General features: G+C 62.8%; 16 protein-coding genes. 5 read left to right on the top strand and 11 right to left on the bottom strand.

Translation table 11 applies throughout. The annotated features are described in order from the left end of the window. From AC1DSD_RS10050 to AC1DSD_RS10025, 6 genes are all read right to left on the bottom strand, one after another. Positions 1-3,668 (bottom strand): beta strand repeat-containing protein (locus AC1DSD_RS10050; protein ID WP_478029889.1); only part of this gene is annotated, 3,668 nt, incomplete at its 3' end. Between the two features lie 287 nt (positions 3,669-3,955). Further along, a complete protein-coding gene (locus tag AC1DSD_RS10045) occupies positions 3,956-4,642 on the bottom strand; it encodes a DUF1013 domain-containing protein (protein ID WP_478029888.1) in 687 nt (228 codons plus the stop codon). A gap of 92 nt (positions 4,643-4,734) precedes the next feature. Beyond that, complete coding sequence (locus AC1DSD_RS10040) at positions 4,735-5,769, bottom strand: glycosyltransferase family 4 protein (protein ID WP_478029887.1); 1,035 nt, start codon at positions 5,767-5,769, stop codon at positions 4,735-4,737. 5 nt (positions 5,770-5,774) lie between these two features. Then, complete coding sequence (locus tag AC1DSD_RS10035; protein ID WP_478029886.1) at positions 5,775-6,656, bottom strand: UDP-2,3-diacylglucosamine diphosphatase; 882 nt, start codon at positions 6,654-6,656, stop codon at positions 5,775-5,777. 91 nt (positions 6,657-6,747) lie between these two features. After that, on the bottom strand, positions 6,748-6,936 hold the full coding sequence (locus AC1DSD_RS10030) for a hypothetical protein (protein ID WP_478029885.1): 189 nt from the start codon (positions 6,934-6,936) through the stop codon (positions 6,748-6,750). A gap of 149 nt (positions 6,937-7,085) precedes the next feature. Next, the gene (locus AC1DSD_RS10025) at positions 7,086-7,769 is read right to left on the bottom strand and encodes an outer membrane protein (RefSeq protein ID WP_478029884.1); all 684 of its coding nucleotides are present in this window, start codon (positions 7,767-7,769) and stop codon (positions 7,086-7,088) included. 149 nt (positions 7,770-7,918) lie between these two features. Between AC1DSD_RS10025 and AC1DSD_RS10020 the strand changes: the two genes are divergently transcribed. Together AC1DSD_RS10020 and AC1DSD_RS10015 are read left to right on the top strand one after the other, a co-directional pair. Next, positions 7,919-8,614: a response regulator gene (locus AC1DSD_RS10020; RefSeq protein ID WP_478029883.1), complete on the top strand. Its 696-nt coding sequence runs from the start codon at positions 7,919-7,921 to the stop codon at positions 8,612-8,614. Then, a complete protein-coding gene (locus tag AC1DSD_RS10015) occupies positions 8,599-9,765 on the top strand; it encodes a sensor histidine kinase (RefSeq protein WP_478029882.1) in 1,167 nt (388 codons plus the stop codon). The genes AC1DSD_RS10020 and AC1DSD_RS10015 overlap by 16 nt, the downstream gene beginning before the upstream one ends. Before the next feature lie 6 nt (positions 9,766-9,771). On the opposite strand, the gene AC1DSD_RS10010 is transcribed toward AC1DSD_RS10015, so the two are convergent. From AC1DSD_RS10010 to AC1DSD_RS10000, 3 genes are all read right to left on the bottom strand, one after another. Next, the gene (locus tag AC1DSD_RS10010) at positions 9,772-10,389 is read right to left on the bottom strand and encodes a glutathione S-transferase family protein (protein WP_478029881.1); all 618 of its coding nucleotides are present in this window, start codon (positions 10,387-10,389) and stop codon (positions 9,772-9,774) included. Positions 10,390-10,479: 90 nt separating this feature from the next. Then, a complete protein-coding gene (locus AC1DSD_RS10005; protein WP_478029880.1) occupies positions 10,480-11,097 on the bottom strand; it encodes a hypothetical protein in 618 nt (205 codons plus the stop codon). 19 nt (positions 11,098-11,116) lie between these two features. Beyond that, a complete protein-coding gene (locus AC1DSD_RS10000) occupies positions 11,117-12,118 on the bottom strand; it encodes an NAD(P)H-quinone oxidoreductase (RefSeq protein WP_478029879.1) in 1,002 nt (333 codons plus the stop codon). A 69-nt stretch (positions 12,119-12,187) separates the two neighbouring features. Here AC1DSD_RS10000 and AC1DSD_RS09995 point away from each other — a divergent pair, with 69 nt between their 5' ends. Next, entirely contained in the window at positions 12,188-12,382 is a 195-nt protein-coding gene (locus AC1DSD_RS09995; RefSeq protein WP_478029878.1) for a DUF1192 domain-containing protein, read from the top strand. 154 nt (positions 12,383-12,536) lie between these two features. Continuing rightward, positions 12,537-14,852, top strand: a complete 2,316-nt coding sequence (clpA, locus tag AC1DSD_RS09990; protein WP_478029877.1) for an ATP-dependent Clp protease ATP-binding subunit ClpA — start codon at positions 12,537-12,539, stop codon at positions 14,850-14,852. Between the two features lie 215 nt (positions 14,853-15,067). Here clpA and AC1DSD_RS09985 read toward each other — a convergent pair whose 3' ends face one another. Next, a complete protein-coding gene (locus AC1DSD_RS09985; protein WP_478029876.1) occupies positions 15,068-15,640 on the bottom strand; it encodes a TetR/AcrR family transcriptional regulator in 573 nt (190 codons plus the stop codon). Between the two features lie 46 nt (positions 15,641-15,686). On the opposite strand from AC1DSD_RS09985, the gene AC1DSD_RS09980 reads away from it, so the two are divergent. Continuing rightward, a complete protein-coding gene (locus tag AC1DSD_RS09980; protein WP_478029875.1) occupies positions 15,687-16,238 on the top strand; it encodes a dihydrofolate reductase family protein in 552 nt (183 codons plus the stop codon). A gap of 218 nt (positions 16,239-16,456) precedes the next feature. Here AC1DSD_RS09980 and AC1DSD_RS09975 read toward each other — a convergent pair whose 3' ends face one another. Beyond that, on the bottom strand, positions 16,457-17,089 hold the full coding sequence (locus AC1DSD_RS09975) for a DUF998 domain-containing protein (protein WP_478029874.1): 633 nt from the start codon (positions 17,087-17,089) through the stop codon (positions 16,457-16,459). Positions 17,090-17,185: the final 96 nt, after the last annotated feature.

The following is a 17,185-nucleotide window of genomic DNA, read 5'->3' as shown; positions in this document are numbered from 1 at the left end:
TCGACGATGTAGGTGTCGTCGCCGCCACCGCCATAGAGCGTGTCGGCCCCGCCAGCACCGTTGAGCGTGTTCGCAGCGCTATTGCCGTGAATGACATTGGCGCCGGCATTGCCGGTGCCGTCGATCGCCAGACCGCCGGTCAGGGTCAGGTTCTCGACATTGGCGCCCAAAGTATAGCTGATCGAGGACTCGACCGTGTCGGTGCCCTCATTGGCGTTCTCGATCACCTGGTCGCCGGCATTGTCGACGACATAGGTGTCGTTGCCCACGCCACCGGTCATCTGGTCGACGCCCTGGCCGCCATCGAGCCGGTCGTCGCCGGCATAGCCGAACAGGCTGTCATTGCCGGTGCCGCCGGTCAGGACGTTCACGCCGGCGTTGCCCTGGATCAAATGCGAATATGCATTGCCGGTCAGGTTGAGCGCGGTCGTCGCATTGGCATCCGATGCCGCCAGCCGCTCGACCTGCGCTGCCGCGCCGAGCGTGTAGCTCACGCTCGCCAGCACGGTATCGGCCGTGCCTTCACCCGCACCCTCGACGATCACATCGCCTGCGTTGCGGACGTAATAGACGTCGTTGCCAGCACCGCCCTGCAAGGTGTCGCCACCGCCACCGCCATCGAGCGTGTTGCTCCCGGCATTGCCGGTGATCATATTCTGGCCGCTATTGCCATAGCCGTTGATGTTGCCGGTGCCGGTCAGCACCAGGTTCTCGACATTGGCGCCCAGCGTATAGCTGACCGACGAGCGCACCGTGTCGGTGCCCTCGTTGACGTTCTCGAAGACCTGCACACCTGCATTGTTGACGATGTAAATGTCGTCGCCCGCACCGCCGTACAATTTGTCAGCCCCGCCGCCGCCGTCGAGCGTATTCGCCGCGGAATTGCCGCGGATCACATTGGCATTGGCATCGCCCGTGCCGTTGATCGCAGCATTGCCGGTCAAGGTCAGGTTCTCGATATTGGCAAAGGTCGCCAGCGATGTGGTGGTGGCGCTTTCGATCGTGTCATTGCCTTCGCCGGCATTCTCGACGATCGTGTCAGCGCCGTTCAGGACATAGGTGTCGTCGCCGGTGCCGCCGATCAGCGTATCGGCGGCCGCGCTGCCCTCCAGGCGATCGTTACCGCCAAGTCCATACAGCGCGGTCCCGGGAGCGCCGGTCAGCCAATTGTCGCCGCTATTGCCGAAGAGGCTTCCTGAACCCACCAAGATGCCGTGCTCGACATTGTCCGCCAGCACGAAGCTCACCGACCCTATCTCGGTGTCATAGCCTTCATTGGCGTTTTCGCGGACGGTGTCGTTGGACGTGTCGACATAATAGGTATCGTCACCAAGCCCGCCGGCCATGTCATCGAAACTGCCACCGCCGTCGAGCACGTCATTGCCGTTCCCGCCGGTCAGATAGTCGGCGCCGCCGCCGCCATAGATCGTGTCGTTGCCGCCGCCTCCGTTCAAGCTGTCATTGAGGTCGGTACCATAGATGGTGTCGTTGCCGATATTGCCGTTGATCGTAAGCGCGCCGTCGCCCTGCGCCCCTAGGGAACGGACGGCGTTGAACACAGTATCGACCGGCGCAAGGTTGATCACGGTATTGTACAACGGCGTGATGAACACGCTCCCGGTGATCGTTCCACCGTTGGCGAGCGTAATCGTCGATCCTGTGATCGAACCGAATTGCACGAATTGCGCACCGGCCAGCTTCACGCTGCCCCCCGTGAGGTCGCTGAACGACGTGACGGTAGCGGTGGAGAGATCAACCTGCGTCGATGCGGTGATCTGCAATTGCCCGCCATCGGGCCCGGCATCATAAACCTCGCCCGCGACGAAATCGCCATCGCCGATGCGAATGTAATCGTAGCCGGCACCGCCATGGATGATGTCGAGGCCCGCGCCGCCAATGATCGTATCGTTCCCGGCGCCGCCATCGATCGTGTCGTTTCCGGCGCCGCCATCGAGCGTGTTATCTGCCGAATTGCCGTGGATCACGTTGTCGAGCGCATTACCGGTGCCGTTGATCGCGGCCGTTCCGGTCAGTGTCAGATTCTCGACATTATCCGGAAGCGTATAGGTGATCGAGGATTCGACCGTGTCGTTGCCTTCGTTGGGGTTCTCGACCACCTGGTCGCCGGGATCGTCAACGACATAGGTGTCGTCACCGGTGCCCCCGGCCATATGATCGGCGCCCGTTCCGCCATCGAGCCGATCGTTGCCGTCCCCACCGTCGAGCTGGTCGGCGCCGGCATGGCCGAACAACTTGTCGTTGCCGCCCATGCCGAAGAGCTGGTCAATGCCGGCACCGCCGACCAGCGACTGGCTGGCGACGGTACCGATACGCGTGATGGGCGAGGTCGCCTCGACGCCGTAATAGATGTAGGTCTTGCCCTCGAAATTCGGGCCGCCGCCGCTGCCCACCACGAGATCGGCTAGGCCGTCGCCATTGATGTCGCCTGCGCCGTCGAATACCTGCCAGAAGGTATTCTTCGCCGTCTGGTCGGTGGGATCCGGCACGGTGAGTGCCACGCCGGTGTATGTGCCAAGGTCGACTGGCCCGAAAGAGGCCGAGCCCGGTATGACGTACATCACACCCTGCACTTCATATTGGCTGAGACTGTCGCTCACGATCAGGTCGTCGAATCCGTCGCCGTTCACATCTCCAGCGCCCGCGACGAAGTTGTTGGAATCTGCGCCGCTTGGCCAGGTGATCTTTACTCCCTGACTCGGCGAGAGATTGGCGAGGTCGACCGTTCCGTAGCCTCCGGCATGGCCAAAGATGACATAGTCCGCCGGCGTCGAGGAAGACTGGCTGAAGATCAGGTCGGTATAACCGTCACCATTGACGTCACCGGCCGCCGCGACCTTGAATCCCGTCCCTCCAACTCCGTTGATCACGAATCCATCGGCAGGGGCTGGTGCAATCACCGTGTGCGACGTCAACCCGCTGGTCTTGCCGAAGTAAACGTAGACGCTGCCCCCGCTGCCGCTGCTGTTTTGGGGAGCACTTATCGCAAAATCGTCGATCCCATCGCCGTTGATGTCACCTAAACCGGCGACATCAAGTCCTGTAAAAGAGCCCAGCGTGCCAGAAAACGTGATCCCCTGACTTGGGGTCATCGTGTTCAAATTCGCGGCAGTGATCCCGGTGGCCGATCCGAACAGAAGAAAGGCGCTTCCCGCGTTCTGACCGCCCTGCCCCGCAGCAGGCGCCCCGATAAGTACATCATCGTAGCCATCACCGTTGACGTCGCCAGCAGCGGCGACGGCTTCGCCGAAATGCCAATCGTTGTACGAGGGGGATTGCAGGATCATACCTTGCGTCGCGGTCATGTTGCCGAGATCGACCGCCCCCGACGTCGCATGGCCGTAAACAACATATGCACGCCCCGTGAAGGGAATGAACGGCCCATAATATGGCGCGCCAATGACGATATCATCGTAGCCATCGCCGTTAATATCGCCTGCGGACGTGCCCACCATATAAGGTCCGGCATTTGCCGCATATTCGCCGAGGATCTGGAAACCTTGTGAAGGTGCTAGAGCACTGAAATTAATTGATCCGATGCCACCGACCTGGCCATAAATGACGTACGCTCCGCCTTGCTGCCCCGAACCGCCCCCGCCGACGATGAAATCGTCGATCCCATCGCCATTCACATCGCCCGCTGACGACACAAAAGACCCTATACGGGAATCAGGTGCAGACCCTGTGAGTATAAACGGCTGCGTGACCGCCAGACCCGGCATCGAATATACGGATGGCACGCTATTATTCCCCCCCAGCAACCGGCTTTCCCGACCGGCCCGAAAGATTATGAATAGCGAATCAGCTTCCCGCAAGACGCGAAAAATAGGGCCGAAAACGCGCTATTTTGTGCACGGCCCCGGCGTTTCTACCACGCGTATCCGGAATTATTGCCGACCAACTTAAAGCCGGCCGAACAAGCTCGCGAATGCCTGCATCAATGCTTGAACAGCGTCTCCGCCGTATGCACCACCGGAGCCGCCTCGCCCTCACCCTCGGTCGCAGCAGCTTCGGCATCGCGCACGGCCTGGTCGCGCTCGGCGCGGAGCTGTTCGATCAGTGCTTCACGATCACCCTCGAGCCTCGTGTCGACCGGCGCTTCGATGCCGTGCGCCTTGGCCGCCTTGGTCACCGCGGCGTCGAGTTCGCGCTGCGTGGTGAGGCCGAGCGTCACCGGATCCTTGGGGGTGATATTGGCGATGTTCCAATGCGTGCGGTCGCGGATCGCCGCGATCGTCGTGCGCGTCGTGCCGATCAAATTGGAAATCTGGCCGTCGGAGATTTCCGGGTGATTGCGGATGATCCAGGCGATGCCGTCGGGCTTGTCCTGGCGCTTCGACACCGGCGTGTAGCGCGGGCCCTTGGTGCGGCGGATCTGGTCGGGACCCTTCGACATCTTGAGGACGTAGTTCGGGTCCTTCTGGCCCTTGTCGATCTCGTCCTGGGTCAGCTCATGCGCGCGCACCGGGTCACGACCGGTCAGCTTGGTCGCGGCGGTGTCGTCGGCGATCGCCTGGATTTCCAGGATGTGCAGACCACAGAATTCGGCGATCTGCTCGAAGCTGAGCGAGGTATTGTCGACCAGCCAGGAAGCGGTCGCATGGGGCATGAGCGGCTGAGCCACGAAATTCTCCGTCAGAAATAAATAGGGCCGCCCCTCGCGGAGCGGCCTGTTGTTGAAGCGGACTTAATCCGATTGGCCGCGCGGGGCAAGCGTTACGCCGCCAGCGCCTCGTCCCCGCCGACCGGGACCAGCGCATGGAGGAACTGATACGCGCTCTTGGCCCAGGTGAAACCCTGGCCATAGGCACGGCACGCCGCGCGGTCGCGAGTCAGCGCCTCGGCGATCGCCTGGTCGAGATCGTCGTTCATCGCGCCGGTCTCGGGGGTCAGAACGTCGATCGGGCCCGTCACCGGATAAGCGGCCACCGGCGTGCCGCAGGCAAGCGCTTCGATCATCACCAGCCCGAACGTGTCGGTCTTGCTGGGGAAGACGAAGACGTCGGCGGCGGCATAAGCGGCGGCGAGATCGGTGCCGAATTTGGGTCCGAGGAAATGCGCGTCGGGATATTTGGCCTTGAGCGAGGCGAGCGCCGGACCGTCGCCGACAATCACTTTCGTCCCCGGATGCGTCGCGGTCAGGAACGCCTCGATATTCTTCTCGATCGCGACGCGGCCGACATAGAGCTGGATCGGCCCCTTGCCATCTTCCGCCAGCGCACGGATCGCGGGATCGGGCACCGGATCGCCGAAGGTCGACAGGTCGACGCCGCGCCCCCAATGGCGGATCTGGGTCAGGCCATGCGCCTTGAGCGTGTCGGCGATCGACGCCGTCGAGGCGAGGATCGACTGCGCGGGCGAATGGAACCAGCGGATATAGCGCCACACCCATTCGGGATTCACGCCGGTACGCGCCGCGACATAATCGGGAAATTGCGTGTGATAGGCGGTGGTGAAGGGGAAATCGCGTGCCAGGCACCAGCGCCGCGCGGCGAGGCAGACCGGCCCCTCGGTCGCGAGATGGATCGCCTGCGGGCTGAACTCCTCCAGCATGCGGCCGACCGAGCCGGTCGACGCGAAGGCCAGCCGGATTTCCGGATAGGTCGGGCACGGCATCGAATAGAATAGATCTGGCGATACGATCAGCACGTCATGGCCCTGGCGCACCAGTTCGTCGCGCACCGACTGCAAGGTGCGCACGACACCGTTGACCTGCGGGCTCCAGGCATCGGTGACGATCGCGATCCGCACGTTCGTCAGGCCGCCGCTAGCGTCAAGCAGGGGGTTGTCCCCTGTCTTCCTTCGATCTCGTCGGCCCAGTGCAACACCTCCATCCGACCATCGAAATGCTCGACCAATGCGGTGCAGCCTTCGACCCAATCGCCGTCGTTATAATACTGAACGCCGTGGATTTCACGATATTCCGCAGTGTGGATGTGACCGCATACGACACCGTCTACTCCGCGATGCGCCGCGGCCTGTGCGACGACGTCTTCATATTGCGAGATGAACTCGACTGCGTTCTTGACCTTAGCCTTGGCATGTTTCGACAGCGACCAATAGGGCAGGTTCCAGAAGCGCCGCCAGCGATTGACCAGCCGGTTGAGCGCCATCATCGCCTCGTACGCCGCGTCGCCGACATGCGCGAGCCAGCGGTGGGAGAGCGTGATCGCGTCGAATTCGTCGCCATGCAGCACCAACAACCGACGCCCGTCGGCGGTTTCATGGATCGCGTTCCGTCGAATCGCGACCCCGCCGAAATCGAGCCCGCAGAACTGGCGCACGACCTCGTCATGGTTGCCGGGGATGTAGATCACCTCGGCGCCGCGCTTGGCGCGCTTGAGCAACCGCCACACCACGTCGTTATGCGCGGCGGGCCAGTAGAATTTCTTCTTGAGCCGCCAGCCATCGATGATGTCGCCGACCAGATACATCTTCTCGCTGTCGACATGGTCGAGGAAGTCGATCAGCATCTCGGCATTACAGCCCTTCGTCCCCAAATGGACGTCGCTGATCCAGATGGTCCGGTACTGACGACGGCTATGCGTCGCCCGTTCCGGAATAGCGGGCTTCGAATTCGCGAAGTCCGACAGGTCGGCGATACTGCCGCCCTGTAACAATTTCGTCATTTCATTCATGCGTCACAAGCCCCGACGGATGACGTTGCCGGGCCTATGACGAAGTTTTGTTACAAACAGAATCGCAATGACTTGAAAAAATGCCAGCGGATCAGCGAGCTTTCGACAATATTGGCATGGCGAGCGAAATGACGAGGGTCGACAGGATCATCACCAGGATGGTCGCTGACACATGGTCGTCGATGATCGCCGCAAGCCAGACCTCCAGGCCGATCAGCAGGGCCGAGATCGGCAGTAGCGCCGCGGCGCGGACAAAAGCGCGTTTCACCAGGCTCGTCATGGGGAGATGGTCCTTGTTTCTGGCTAGCCCTGTTGCCCCGCTGGTCTCGATCACCGGCTGGCGCGCCGGGGAGGTCGGGTCGCGCAAGCCGGCCGGGCCGCCCCTTCCGGCTTGCGGATTGGGAGTCTGAGGGACGGCCGCAGGCGAAATCAGAAGTTCTGGCGAATCCCCAGCATGGCCGACAGCGACCGCAGCTTCGGTTGGTAGCTGGTGGCGGCGCCGTCGCTCTGACCGGCGAATTTGAGACCGCTGGTCTGCGTGTAACGCCCGCCTAGTTCGACTGTCGTCTTGCGGGCGACGCGCACGCCGATGCCGGCGTCGGCATGCCATTGCAGGCCCCAATCCTTGCCCGAATAGCTGCTGCCGGTGCCGGTCGCGTTATCCACATGCGATAAATTGGCGTCGACGCGCGCCGCGCCGATCCCGGCACCCAGATAAGGCGTGATCATCCGACCCATGGGGATGTCGACATAGCCCGAGACGCCGACCGTAAAGGTGCGGGTGCGGCCCGACGCGGCAAATCCGCCCCGTTGGGCATCCTGCACGTTGAGGCTGTTGCTGGTATAACCCGCCGTCTGCTCGATCCGGAACATGCCGAAATCATAGCCGCCGCCGAGTTCGCCGGTGACACCGGTCTTGTATTTGGTCTTCTCGTCGAAGGTCGACCCGGCGGGAGCGCTGTCGGGATCGAGCTTGCTTTGCGGGCTGATCGAGGCACCCACGCGCGCAACGCCGTAAAAGCCCTTATTGTCGTCTTCCTGCGCATGGGCGGACGTGGCGGCGGTCAGCGCCGCGGCGCCGAGCAGGGTATAGCCAAGGATGGTACGAATCATGCGAAGCCTTTCAGCAAATGCCGGCCACAGCGACCGGCGTCGGAAGGGCTGATGGCGGTGCTGGATGAAGCCTTGTCGTGGGATCGATGGAGGATCGATGGAGGTCGATCTCCATCGATCCTCCATGTCTCGCGACGAAAGAGGGAAGCATGACCAACCATATTCTCCTCGTTGAGGATGAACGGGAGATCGCCGAGTTGCTGGCCGCCTATCTCGAACGCGGCGGCTTCGAGGTGGCGCGCGCGAGCAATGTCCAGGAAGCGATCCGCGCGCATGCCCAATTGCATCCCGATCTCGTGCTGCTCGACATCGGCCTGCCCGGTGGCGACGGACTCGAAGCGCTGGTCGCCATCCGTCGCCGCATGGACACGCCGATCATCATGGTGACCGCGCTCGACGACGAGGTGACGAAGCTCTCTTCGCTGCGAATGGGCGCTGACGATTATGTCACCAAGCCGTTCAACCCTTCCGAAGTCGTCGAGCGCGTCCGTGCGGTCCTGCGCCGGGTGCATGGGGCACTCGGGCGACAGACGCTGTCGGTCGGCAAGCTGGTGATCGAACTCGATGCGCGCGTGGTGAGCTGTCGCAACGACAAGGATGCGACGCTCGCGCGGATCGCGCTGACGCCGACCGAGTTCGAAATCCTGGCGCACATGGCGAAGCAGCCGCGGCGCGCCTTCTCGCGCAGCGAACTCCTCGACGCCGCCTCGCCCGACAGCGATGCCTATGATCGCGTCGTCGACAGCCATTTGTCGAAATTACGTCAGAAACTGGCAGCGGCCGGCTGCGCGCAGATGATCGAGCCGGTGCGCGGATTGGGATATCGACTATGGCCCGAATCCTGAACCGTATCGTCACGCGGATGCTACTACTGGCAGCAGCGATGACCGTGATCACGATGGTCGTCGGCCTGGCTGCCTACCGCACCTCGCTTTATTACCAGTTCGACCTGGCTACCAGACACATGCCGCCCGCGGCACGCGCCGAATTGAGTGTGCTGGCCGCGAAGCATCAGCGCAACAGCGACCGCTATTTCCAGCTCTACGAACGGTATGGCGGCGACGTTCTCGACCTTACCGACCTGAGGTTCATCCTGGCCATCGGCACGGTATCGGTGATCGTCGGCGGTGCGGTGGCGATGATCTTCGCGCGCCGCATCAGCCGGCCGATCACCGCGGTTGCGCAAGCCGCCGCCCAGGTTTCGGCGGGCAACCGGTCGATCCGCGTGATCAAGGGTACGACCTCGGGCGAAACCGGCGAACTGGTCGACAGCTTCAACAAGATGGCGGCCGATATCGAGGCGTACGAACGCGAGCGGACCGTGCTTACCGCCGGTATCGCGCATGAATTGCGCACGCCGCTCACTATTCTGAAGGGACGCCTGCACGGTCTGAGCGACGGCGTCATCGATCCGGCAACGGGCGAAGCGGACCGGTTGCTGCGCCAGGTCGAACACCTTTCGCACATCGTGGAGGACCTGCGGACGCTCGCCCATGCCGATGCCGGCGAGCTTGCCCTCGATCGGCGGCAGATCGATCTCGAAGCGGTGTTGCGCGCGGCGGTCGTGGATCTGCGGCCCTCGGCGGCGGAACGCGGCGTGTCGTTGGTCGAATCCTACGAGGCCGTGCGGATCTGGGGCGATCCGGTCCGCCTGACCCAGGTGTTCACCAACATCCTCACCAACGCGATCAAACATGCGCCCGATCGAAGCCGGGTGGACGTCCGCCTGACAATGTCGGGCGGATTCGCCGTCGCCAGCGTGATCGACGAAGGACGCGGGTTTCAGCCAGAGGACGGGCCGCTTTTATTCACGCCGTTCTGGCGAGCGGGAGCGGACCGCCGTGCCGGACGGCCAGGAAGCGGCATCGGCCTCACGCTCGCCGCGAAACTTGCCGAGGCGCATGGTGGCTGGATCGTCCCCGACAATCGCGCCGACCGTTCGGGCGCGTGTTTCTCGGTATGGCTACCTACCGGATCGCCGGCGTCTTCCGACTAAGCCAGATCAGTCGGTGATGGCGATATGCCCCGGCAATGCGGCAACTCGTTCAATCCAGGTCTGGACTGCCGGATAACGGTGCAGCTCGAACCCACCCTCTTCGCAGACATGGGTATAAGCATAGAGCGCGATGTCGGCGAGGCTGAAGCGGCCGCCGGCAAGGAAAGGCGTCTGCGCCAGATGCTCGTCCATCAGGGTTAGCGCGGCATCCCCCGCCGCGCGCTTGACCGGCAATTGGGCGCGCTGGAGGTCAGTCAGATTGTCTTCCCCGATCAGGGTCATCCAGAATCGGATCGTAGCGATGTTGGGCTCATGATTATATTGCTCCCAGAACATCCAGCGCAGCATGTCGGCGCGGTCGAAGCGATCGGCCGGGATCAGCGCCGATCCGTCGGCAAGGTAGAAGCATGCCGCGCTGCTTTCGGGCAGGAAGTCATCGCCGACCTGGAGCACCGGAATGCGGCCATTGGCGTTGACTCCCGACAGGAACGCGTCGGACCGCGTCTCACCTTTCATGATGTCATATTCGCGCCGGTCGAGCTTGAGCCCGAGATGCGCCGCGGTCAGCCGGATCTTGTAGCAATTTCCGGACGCCGAATATTCGTGCAGGATCAGATTGGCCATCGCGCTCCCCCTCTGGCTAGCAGCTGCGAGAAAAAGCGCGAGCCGACGCCCAAGTCCAACCAAAAACGTCCGCGTGGTGATCAGCCGGGCTTATATGATTCCCAGCGCCGCGCGACGGCGTTCGCGCCGACGGTAGTGCAGCCAGCCCCAGACGCCGCCGAGCAGCAGCGGCACCCAGCCCCAGAAATGCGCCCAGAACGGGAAAATCCAGCCGCTGCCGACATCGGACGCGGTTTCCTTGCGCAACAGGTCGAGTCCCTCGGAACCGATCGGTGCGGCGAGCAGAAAGGAACCGTCGCTGTCCCAATCGTCGAAATAGAGCACGTAGCCTGCCTCCTTATAGGCGAAGAACGGCATGCCGAACGCATCGACCTCACGCGCCGAATAGCCGACGCGCACCGGCGGTCGCGAAGAATCGGGAGCAGCCGTCAGGAAGCGGGCGATCGCCCGCGCGGCGTTGAGCGCATTGGGGCGCTTCAGCTTGGGAATCATGTACGTCGCGTTCGAGATATAGGTAGCGTAGCGATCGCGATCGGCCTTGGGCGGCAACGGCGCGACATCGGCGACGACCGGACGATTGACGAATCCGATCGGCCGGTCGGATACGAATTGCGCGCCGATGAAGATCAGGAGCGCCCCTACCAGCAACGCGTCATGCCAGATCGACCGCGGCTCCTGCGGCACGCTGGGGTCATCCCAATCGCCCATCTATTCCCCCTTTTTCGTCCTATCCGATTTCAAGGACGATCTTGCCCACATGATTGCCCGATTCCATCAACCGGTGCGCGTCGGGCGCCCGATCGAACGCGAACACGGTGTCGATCACCGGCTTCAACTCGCCCGCCTCGACATGCGGCCACACCGTGCGGGCGAGCTCGTCGGCGACCGCGGTCTTGAATGCCACCGAACGCGGGCGCAGCGTCGATCCGGTCAGCGTCAGCCGGCGGCGCATGATCTCGAAGATCGGGATCGTCGCCTGTCCGCCGCCCTGCACCGCGATCGAAACATGGCGGCCGTCATCGCCAAGGCATTGCATGTTGCGCGGGACATAGTCCCCGCCGACCATGTCGAGCACCACCGCTACCCCCTTGCCGCCGGTGATCGCCTTCACCCGCTCGACGAAATCCTCGGTCTTGTAGTTGATCGCATGATCGGCGCCGACCGCCTTGGCCGCCGCGCATTTCTCGTCCGATCCGGCGGTGACGATCACTTCCACGCCGAACAGATTGCACAATCGGATCGCCATCGTGCCGATACCGCTGGTGCCGCCATGGGCCAGGACGGTGTCACCCTCGGCCGCGTAACCGCGCTCGAACAAATTGGTCCACACGGTGAACAGCGTCTCAGGGATCGCCGCGGCTTCGATCATGGTCAGCGCCTCCGGCACCGGGAGGCATTGGCCATAAGGCGCGACCGCATATTGGGCGTAGCCGCCGCCGGCGATCAGCGCACAGACCGGCTGGCCGACCAGGTCGCGCTCCACGCCGGCGCCGATCGCGACGATCGTGCCGGCGACTTCCAGCCCCGGGATAGACGGCGCGCCCGGCGGCGGCGGATAGGCACCCATCCGTTGCAGCACTTCGGGTCGGTTGATTCCGGCGGCAGCGACGCGGATCAATACCTCACCCTCGCCGGGTGTCGGTACCGGACGCTCGACGATCCGCAGCACCTCGGGTCCGCCTGGTTGTTCCGGATCGATCGCGCGCATCACGGTCGGTATCGCGTCCATTCGCACCCCTTCGTCGGAAACCTTCTCGGGTTATTGACATCGCCCGGCCCAGGGTCAACGTTCACGGTCATGGATTCCGAAGAGAATCTTCCGCGCCCTGGCGACGCGATCGCGCTCCTGGTAAAACAGGACCTCGATCCACTGTCGGTGGCCGAGCTCGAGGAGCGGATCGCTCTCCTCGAAGGCGAAATCGCCCGCGTCAAAAAACATATGCAACGCGCCGTTAACCATCGTGCAAGCGCTGACTCGCTATTCAAGCGATGAGCGCGAATCGCATCTTCGCGCCGGCCAGGCTTTTTTCGGGAATTGGCCGACCTGACGATGCGAAGAATGGCCGGCGCTTGATGCGGGGCCCTCCCGTCCCGACATTAGGGAAAAGGGCCGTGCGTCCATGCGGCCCGTCAGGAGTAATAGTCTAATGCCGAGTTTCGCCTCCGCGCTCGAAACCACCCTTCACAAGGCGCTCGAAGCCGCTTCGTCGCGCCGCCACGAATATGCGACGCTCGAGCATTTGCTGCTTGCGCTGGTCGATGACGAACATGCCTCCAAGGTGATGGCATCGTGCGGCGTCGATCTCGACGAGCTCAAGATGACCGTCGCGCAATATCTCGACACCGAGCTCGATGCGCTCAAGGTCGACAAGGCCACCGACCCGTCGCCGACCAGCGGGTTCCAGCGCGTCGTCCAGCGCGCGATCCTCCACGTCCAGTCGTCGGGCCGCGACGAAGTGACCGGCGCCAACGTGCTGGTCGCTCTGTTCAGCGAGCGCGAATCCTACGCGGTCTATTTCCTGCAGCAGCAGGATATGAGCCGTCTCGACGCGGTCAGCTTCATCTCGCACGGCGTCGGCAAGGGCGGCGCGCCCGTCGAAGCCTCGACTCCCAAGGGCGCCGAGGAAGAGAAGTCGACCAAGAGCGACAAGGGCAAGAACGAAAGCGCGCTCAAGCAATTCACCGTCGACCTCAACGAAAAGGCCAAGAACGGCAAGGTCGACCCGCTGATCGGCCGCAACGCCGAGGTCGATCGCACGGTGCAGATCCTGTGCCGCCGGTCGAAGAACAATCCGCTCTATGTCGGCGATCCCGGCGTCGGCAAGACCGCGATCGCCGAAGGCCTGGCGCGCAAGATCATCGAGGGCGACGTGCCCGACGTGCTCAAGCCTGCCGTCATCTATTCGCTCGACATGGGCGCGCTGCTCGCCGGCACGCGCTATCGCGGCGATTTCGAGGAGCGGCTGAAGCAGGTCGTCACCGAGCTCGAGAAGATGCCCGACGCGATCCTGTTCATCGACGAGATCCACACCGTGATCGGCGCCGGCGCGACCAGCGGCGGCGCGATGGACGCGTCGAACCTGCTCAAGCCGGCTCTGTCGGGCGGCACGATCCGTTGCATCGGCTCGACCACCTACAAGGAATTCCGCAACCATTTCGAAAAGGATCGCGCGCTGCTGCGCCGGTTCCAGAAGATCGACGTCAACGAGCCGACGATCGAGGACACGGTGAAGATCCTGGCGGGCCTGCGCTCGGCGTTCGAGGAGCATCACCAGGTCAAATACACACCCGACGCGATCAAAGCGGCGGTCGAATTGTCGGCGCGGTACATCAACGACCGCAAGCTGCCCGACAAGGCGATCGACGTGATCGACGAAGTCGGCGCGATGCAGATGCTGGTGCCGCCGAGCCGCCGTAAGAAGACAATCACCACGCGTGAAATCGAGGCGGTGATCGCGACGATGGCGCGCATCCCGCCGAAATCGGTGTCGAAGGACGATACGCTCGCTCTCGCGACGCTCGACACCGATCTGAAGCGCGTCGTGTTCGGCCAGAATGACGCGATCGAGAAGCTGTCCTCGGCGATCAAGCTGAGCCGTGCCGGCTTGCGCGACCCCGAAAAGCCGATCGGCAATTACCTGTTCACCGGCCCGACCGGCGTCGGCAAGACCGAGGTCGCGCGTCAGCTCGCCTCGATCATGGGCATCCCGCTGCAGCGGTTCGACATGTCCGAATATATGGAGCGTCATTCGGTCAGCCGGCTGATCGGCGCCCCTCCGGGCTATGTCGGGTTCGACCAGGGCGGCCTGTTGACCGATGCGGTCGACCAACAGCCGCATTGCGTGCTGCTGCTCGACGAGATCGAGAAGGCGCATCCGGACCTGTTCAACATCCTGTTGCAGGTGATGGACAATGGGCGGCTCACCGATCAGCACGGCAAGTCGGTCGATTTCCGCAACGTCATCCTGATCATGACCACCAATGCCGGCGCGTCGGACATGGCGCGCGAGACATTGGGCTTCGGCAACCTCACTCGAGAGGGCGAGGACGAGCAGGCGGTCCAGAAGATGTTCACGCCGGAATTCCGCAACCGCCTCGATGCGATCGTGCCGTTCAGCTACTTGCCGACCGAGGTCGTCGCCCGCGTGGTCGAGAAGTTCATCCTGCAGCTCGAACTGCAGCTGGCGGACCGCAACGTCCATATCAGCCTGGATGACGAATCGAAGAAGTGGTTGACCGCCAAGGGCTATGACAAGCTCTACGGCGCGCGTCCGATGGGCCGCTTGATCCAGGAGAAGATCAAGCAGCCGCTCGCCGAGGAATTGCTGTTCGGCAAGCTGGTCCATGGCGGCGAAGTGGTGGTGAAATTGAAGGACAATGCCTTGTCGTTCGAGATCACCCCTGCCGCGCCCAAGAAACCCGGCAAGAAGGGCGGCAAGACCGCCAAGGCCGAAGCGAAATAAGCCGAGGCATCGGCCAAAAACCAGAACGGGCCGGGGAGCGATCCCTGGCCCGTTTCATATTCGAGCTTTGCGGTCTCTTTGTGCTGCAAGCTTTATCGAGCGCGGAGGGCTGGAATTGGGCCGTTTGCGGATGGCCGTTTTTTGAGACGAAGGGCGCGATTGCCGCCGTTCGGAGCGCTCGATGTGGCCGCCATATGATCTAACGCAAACGCCCTTCACGCGTCAGGGAGCAGGCCGACACTCCGGCACCAGCCCTCCAGGCTGCGCGCGACAGCATCCTCGACCCGAGTGCCGCGCGTGAACGCCCACCAGATGAGCGCACCCTGCCAGAGGCTGGCCATTTGCCATCCCAGCCGCTGCGCCTCGGCATGTTCATTGGCAAGGCGTCGCCCAAGCGCCGTCGCGAGCGACGCCCCCCAAGCCGCCCCCCGCGCGCGCAGCGCCGTGTTGCGGAGGTCCTCGCGCAATAGCATCAGCCCGTCGCCAACCGCATAGTCCGCCTCGTCTCCGGGGAGCAGTCGCAGCAGCAGTTCGATGGCCCCTTGCGGGGTCGGCGGCAGCTCCGCGTCGAGCGTCGCCGTCGTCGCAGTTAGGCGATCCCATGCATGCGACAGCACCGCTACGATCATCGCGTCGCGCGTTCCAAACCGCTGGACCAGACTTGCGGGCGACAGCCCTGCCGCGTTTGATGCCTTAGAAAAGGTCAGCCCGGCCGGCCCGTCGTCCCGCAACGCCGGCAGCAGCAGGTCGAGCAGCGCGACGTCCGAAACGGTCTTGCTTCTTCCCATGCCAAATTTATAAACGGCCGTTTGTTTATATACAAGGAGATGTTGGGTGGCGAGGATCTTGGGTTATATAGCGACCAGCCTCGATGGATATATTGCAACTGCGGACGATCGCCTCGACTGGCTGTTCGCGCATGAAGGGCTCGACCTCGGCGAGCACGACTATCGCGCCTTTGTTCAACGTATCAGGACCGTGGTCATGGGGCGCGGCACCTACGACTTCCTCGAGAATGACGATGCGCCATGGGCGTATGGAGACCAGCGTGTCCTCGTGGTTACCTCGCAACCTATCGTCACGCCGAAGGGCCCGCTCGCAGTTCGAGCCGACGTGGATGCGCTTGTCGAAGAACTCCGGGCGCTGAGCGACGGCGACGTCTGGATCCTCGGTGGCGGGCAGTTGCAGATGGCTTTTATCGAGCAAGGCGCGCTGGACGAAATTGAGATCTACATCATGCCAGATCTGATCGGTGGCGGACGCCCATTGTTCCCCGCAACCGGGGTCCGCGCGCACCCGCGGCTGCTGTCCGCCGAGGCCCTCGATCGCGGCTGCGTGCGCCTCCATTATGCCTTTGATCGACACGTCGCTCCTGCGCCCCTCTGAGGAAATGCGCCTCCAGTCTCGTCATCGGATCGCTGCTTTTCGCTGGGGTGGCCGCTTGCGAGCACCACCCGAGCGGAATGAAACGGCCACAATTAGGGCGCAAAGCGGTCTACGCCCAAGTAGCATTCACGAGCTCGACTGATAGGCGCGCTTGCCGTCGGACCGCATTAGGAAACGGGCCGCGAAACCACACGTTGAAGGCTCGCTACGTCGTTGGTTCAGGAACGTACAATCGCGATCTGGCGCAGCCACAGGCTCGTTGAAATAAGCCAAAACATCAGGATCGCAACAAACGCGCGGTTGGTGAGCCCGTAGGGAGCGCCTCTGTGAAGGGTGAAGAATTGGGCGAAGAAGGCGACAATCAAAAGCGCTGAAAATCCCAGCGCGAAGCCCCTTCGACGCTGCCAATATTCGTCACTGCCGTAACTCAGCCCGAACGACACAGCCGACAACAGGATGGCGACGATGTTCACGAAGAAGCTCAGTGCGTGAAGGTCGCCCGTTCGTGTCGATGGGGCGGTTTCGAGATCGGTGGGAAAGATTGCCGTAACGACCAGACCGGCGAAGACGACGATCAAGAGGACTGCGCCGAGCCGGCCGAGCCACGATGGCGGACCCTGTCGGAACATGCCGATTCCCAACAACAGACAGCCGATCGCGAGCGATGTGAAGGCGGTGGTCATGATCCAGCCAAAGCGCCCCACCGCATAATCGCTGATCATGTGGTCGACGACGGTATAGTCTGGCTTCAACACGTGCAGGATCAGGAGTGCGGCAACGAAATAGGAGAAGAGCCCTATCGCTGCTGCGGCAAGCAAGGCGGTGATGTGCTTGCGCGGATCGTTTCCCACCTTAGGCATCGGCACTCCATTTGGTCCGACTCTGCCAACCACCTTAGACGACGAACAAACATCTGCAATCATGAGTGATTCGAGGCGCCTGCAATG

The organism is Sphingomonas sp. P4_D12 (genome assembly GCF_056401895.1).
Note: the sequence above shows the minus strand (reverse complement) of the source record. Positions and strands in the feature narration are given on the sequence as shown.